Consider the following 4,189-nt stretch of genomic DNA (forward strand, 5'->3'; position numbering starts at 1 on the left):
CCGGCGCGCCGCGCGCATCGGTCCCGCGCGTGCCGGCCCACGCGAACTCGGGCGCCGTCGCGACCGCGAGTTCGTTCAGTTCGAGTTCGAGGTGGTGCATGGTCGTGCCGCAGCGGAAGAGAAGGGGGACGTCACGGCACCGACCGGTAGCCGGGATGCCAGCGCAGCCACCAGCGCTCGAGCGCCTTGGCCGCCAGATCGGCCAGCTTGCCGAGCAGCGCGTAGAGCAGGATGCCGACCAGCACGACGTCGGTCTGCAGGAACTCGCGCGCGTTCATCGTCATGTAGCCGATGCCGGCCTGCGCCGAGATCGTCTCGGCCACGATCAGCAGCACCCACATCAGGCCGAGCGCAAAGCGCAGGCCGACCAGGATGTTCGGCAGCGCGCCCGGCAGGATGACCTGCCGGTACAGCGCGAAGCCCGACAGCCCGTAGCTGCGCGCCATCTCGATCAGCGCCGGGTCGACCGCGCGGATGCCGTGGAAGGTGTTCAGGTAGACCGGGAAGAACACGCCGAAGGCGACCAGGAAGAGCTTGGCGCCCTCGTCGATGCCGAACCACAGGATGACCAGCGGGATCATCGCCAGCGGCGGGATGTTGCGCACCATCTGCAGCGTCGAATCGAGCGCGGTCTCGAGCGTACGGAAAGTGCCGGTCGCGAGGCCGAGCACCAGGCCCAGGCCGCCGCCGATCGCCAGGCCGGCGAAGGCGCGCCAGGTGCTGGTGGCCACGTGCTGCCACATCTCGCCCGATGCGGCCAGCGTCCAGAACGCCTTCAGCACCGCCCAGGGCTCGGGCAGGATGCGGGTCGACAGCCAGCCCAGCTGCGACGCCAGCTGCCAGCCGCTCAGCAGGGCGACCGGCAGCAGCCAGGGCAGCAGGCGGCGCAGCGCGGCCCCGGAGGTCCGTCGCGGCGCAAGCCGGGACGGCGCGGCACCGCTCGCCGGCGCGGGCTCGGCGGCATCGATGACGAACATGGTGGGCTCCTTCCGGCCGTCGATCAGCTGGCACTCACGCGCACCGGCGCGACGGCCGGCGGCGGCACGAAGCTGTTGGCGACGATCTCGCCGAACGGCCCGCTGAGCACATGGGTCGCCGCCGCCGCGCCGGTCTCGCGCTGCAGCGGCAGCAGCGGGAACACCAGCTCGGCCACGCGGTGAGCCTCTTCAAGGTGCGGATAGCCCGACAGGATGAAGTGATCGAGCCCGAGCGCCGCGTACTCCTTGATGCGCGCGGCCACCTGCTCGGGGTTGCCGACCAGCGCCGTGCCGGCGCCGCCGCGCACCAGGCCCACGCCGGCCCACAGGTTGGGCGAGATCTCCAGGCCCTCGCGGATGTTGGCGCGGTTGAACTTGCCCTTGTTGAGCTCGGCCATGCGGCGCTGGCCCACCGAATCCATCTGCCCGAAACGCTGCTGTGCGGCGGCGATGGTGGCGTCGTCCAGGTGCGAGAGCAATGCACCGGCAGCGCGCCAGGCCTCGTCCTCGGTCTCGCGCACGATCACGTGCAGGCGGATGCCGAAGCTCAGCGTGCGCCCGTGCTTCGCCGCGCGGCGCCGGATGTCGGCCACCTTCTCGGCCACCGCGGCCGGCGGCTCGCCCCAGGTGAGGTAGGTGTCGAACTGCTCGGCCGCCAGCTCGTGCGCCGCCTCCGACGAGCCGCCGAAGAACAGCGGCGGATAGGGCCTCGCGATCGGCGGGTAGAGCAGCTTCGCGCCCTTCACCTGCAGATGCTTGCCGTCGAAGTCGACCGCGTTCTGCGGCTCGTGCGAGCGCGCGATCACCTCGCGCCAGATCTTCATGAACTCGACCGACTGCTCGTAGCGTTCGGCGTGGCTCAGGAACTGGCCGTCGCCGGCCAGCTCCTCGGCGTCGCCGCCGGTCACCAGGTTCACCAGCAGGCGCCCGCCGGACAGCCGATCGAAAGTGGCCGCCATGCGGGCCGACTGCGACGGCGCCACCAGCCCCGGCCGCAAGGCGACCAGGAACTTCAGGCGCCGCGTCTCGCCGATCAGGCTGGACGCCACGACCCACGGGTCCTCGCAGGAGCGACCGGTCGGGATCAGCACGCCCTCGTAGCCCAGGCTGTCGGCCGCGATCGCGACCTGGCGGAAGTAGTTGTAGTCCGCAGCGCGTGCGCCTTGCGCGCTGCCGAGGTAGCGCGAGTCGCCGTGGGTGGGAATGAACCAGAGCAGCTTCATCGCTCGTCTCTCCTTCGTCTTCGGTCGTGTCGTTCTTGTTGTCTCAGCGGGCGGCGTTCGCGAGGCGCGCCGCCCCCGGGGCGCCGGGCTGCCACACGATCTCGGCCACCGCCACCGGCTTGGGGATCAGCCCGAGCTGCTGGAAGGCATCGGCCACGCGTTGCTGGTCGGCCACCAGCGCCGGCGACAGCGGCTTCACCGGCGATGGCGGGCGGCGCGAAATGAACAGGTGCACCGTCGCCAGGCTCAGGCCGCTGAAGTCGGCGATGAACTGCGCGGACTCCTTGCGGTGCGACTGCACGTAGCATCGGCCTGCGTCAGCTCGTCGAGCAGGACCTGCACCGCTTGCGGGTGGTTCTGCGTGAACGCGGTCGATGCCAGGTAGAAGGAGTTGTTGCCCGACAGGCCCACGCCATTGCTCAGCACGCGCGGTTGGATGTCGAGCTCGGTCGCGGCGTAGTAGGGGTCCCAGATGGCCCAGGCGTCGACGCTGCCGCGCTCGAAGGCGGCACGCGCGTCCGACGGCGGCAGGTAGATCGGCGTGATGTCGCTCCACTGCAGCCCGGCCTGCGCCAGCGCGCGCACCACGAGGTAATGCGCGCTGGAGCCCTTCTGGAACGCGACCTTCCTGCCCTTCAGGTCGGCCAGCGTGCGCAGCGGCGAGTCGGGCTTCACGAGGATGGCCGAACTCTGCGGCTTGGGCGGCTCGGCGCCGACGTAGCGCAGGTCCTTGCCGGCCGCCTGCGCGAACACCGGCGGCGAGTCGCCGGTCAGGCCGATCTCCAGGCTGCCGACCGCCAGTGCCTCCAGCAGCTGCGGCCCGGCCGGGAACTCGATCCACGACACCTTGCTGTCGGGGAAGCGCTTCTCCAGCGCACCCTGCTGCTTGAGGATCACCAGGTTGACGGCGCTCTTCTGGAAGCCGATGCGGATCTCCTTCGGTGCGGCTGGCTGGCTGTGCGCCTCCGGCGCGAACCCCAGCAGCCCGGTGGCCAGCGCCAGCACGCCGGCGAACAACGCATGTCGATGGAAGCTCATCGCCGTGACCTCAGGGCTGCTTCTGCGCGACGCGCACCGCGGGCAGCGCGTCGGCCACGCGGATCGGCTTGGGGATCAGCTTGAGCTCGTGGAACACGTCGGCGATCTGCTGCTGCTGCGCCGCGACCTGCTCGCTGAGCGGCGTGACATTGAAGTTGTAGCGGCGCAGCGCGAGCTCGACGATCTCCGGGTCCAGGCCCTGCAGTGGCGCAATGATCGCCGCGGCGCGCTTCAAGTCGGCCTTCAGCCAGCGGCCCTGCTCCTGCGAATCGGCGAACAGCGCCTGGATCACGTCGCCGTTCTTCTGCACGAACTTGCGCTCGGCCAGGTAGAACAGGTAGTTGTTGGCGACGCCGTTGCGGCCGTCGACCAGCACGCGCGCACCGGTCTGCTTCTCGACCGCGGCGAGGAAGGGATCCCAGATCGCCCAGGCATCGACCGCGCCCTTCTCGAAGGCGGCACGCGCATCGGCCGGCGGCAGGAAGACCGGCTGGATGTCGGCGTACTTCAGGCCGGCCTTCTCGAGCGCGCGCACCAGCAGGTAGTGCACGTTCGAGCCCTTGTTCAGCGCGACCTTCCTGCCCTTGAGCTCGGCCACGCTCCTGATCGCCGAGCCCTGCGGCACGACGATGGCCTCAGCCTCCGGCGCGGCCGGGTCGTGGCCGATGTAGACGAAGTCGGCGCCGGCCGCCTGCGCGAAGATCGGCGGCGCCTCGCCCACATGGCCGATATCGACCGAGCCGACGTTCAGGCCTTCCAGCAACTGCGGCCCGGCCGGGAACTCGACCCACTTCACACCCACGCCCAGCGGCGCGAGCTTCTTCTCCAGCGAGCCCTGCGCCTTCTGCAGCACGAACAGGCTGGCCGACTTCTGGTAGCCCACGCGCAGCGGCTCGCGCGCCGCGCCCGAGGACTGTGCACGCGCCAGCGGCCAGGTGCCGAGCGCCGCGG

Annotated in this window: 3 protein-coding genes and 1 pseudogene; all 4 read right to left on the minus strand. The window is 70.6% G+C overall.

All coding sequences use genetic code 11. The annotated features are described in order from the left end of the window. Positions 1–131: 131 nt before the first annotated feature. Positions 132–977, minus strand: coding sequence for an aliphatic sulfonate ABC transporter permease SsuC (gene ssuC, locus x551_RS19120; protein ID WP_051512170.1), 846 nt, complete (start codon positions 975–977; stop codon positions 132–134). 23 nt (positions 978–1,000) lie between these two features. Then, positions 1,001–2,200, minus strand: a complete 1,200-nt coding sequence (gene ssuD / locus x551_RS19125) for an FMNH2-dependent alkanesulfonate monooxygenase (RefSeq protein ID WP_036236096.1) — start codon at positions 2,198–2,200, stop codon at positions 1,001–1,003. Between the two features lie 43 nt (positions 2,201–2,243). After that, positions 2,244–3,238, minus strand: a pseudogene (locus x551_RS19130) (aliphatic sulfonate ABC transporter substrate-binding protein). Between the two features lie 10 nt (positions 3,239–3,248). After that, positions 3,249–4,189, minus strand: a 941-nt coding sequence (locus x551_RS19135; protein ID WP_036236092.1) for a sulfonate ABC transporter substrate-binding protein, incomplete at its 5' end; no start/stop codon positions are given.

The organism is Methylibium sp. T29 (assembly GCF_000576205.1).
GTDB lineage: Bacteria > Pseudomonadota > Gammaproteobacteria > Burkholderiales > Burkholderiaceae_C > Methylibium > Methylibium petroleiphilum.

Excerpts from the sequence above, each read along its gene's own strand:
- ssuC (WP_051512170.1), bottom strand. The coding sequence starts at position 977 with ATGTTCGTCATCGATGCCGCCGAGCCCGCGCCGGCGAGCGGTGCCGCG.
- ssuD (WP_036236096.1), bottom strand. The coding sequence starts at position 2,200 with ATGAAGCTGCTCTGGTTCATTCCCACCCACGGCGACTCGCGCTACCTC.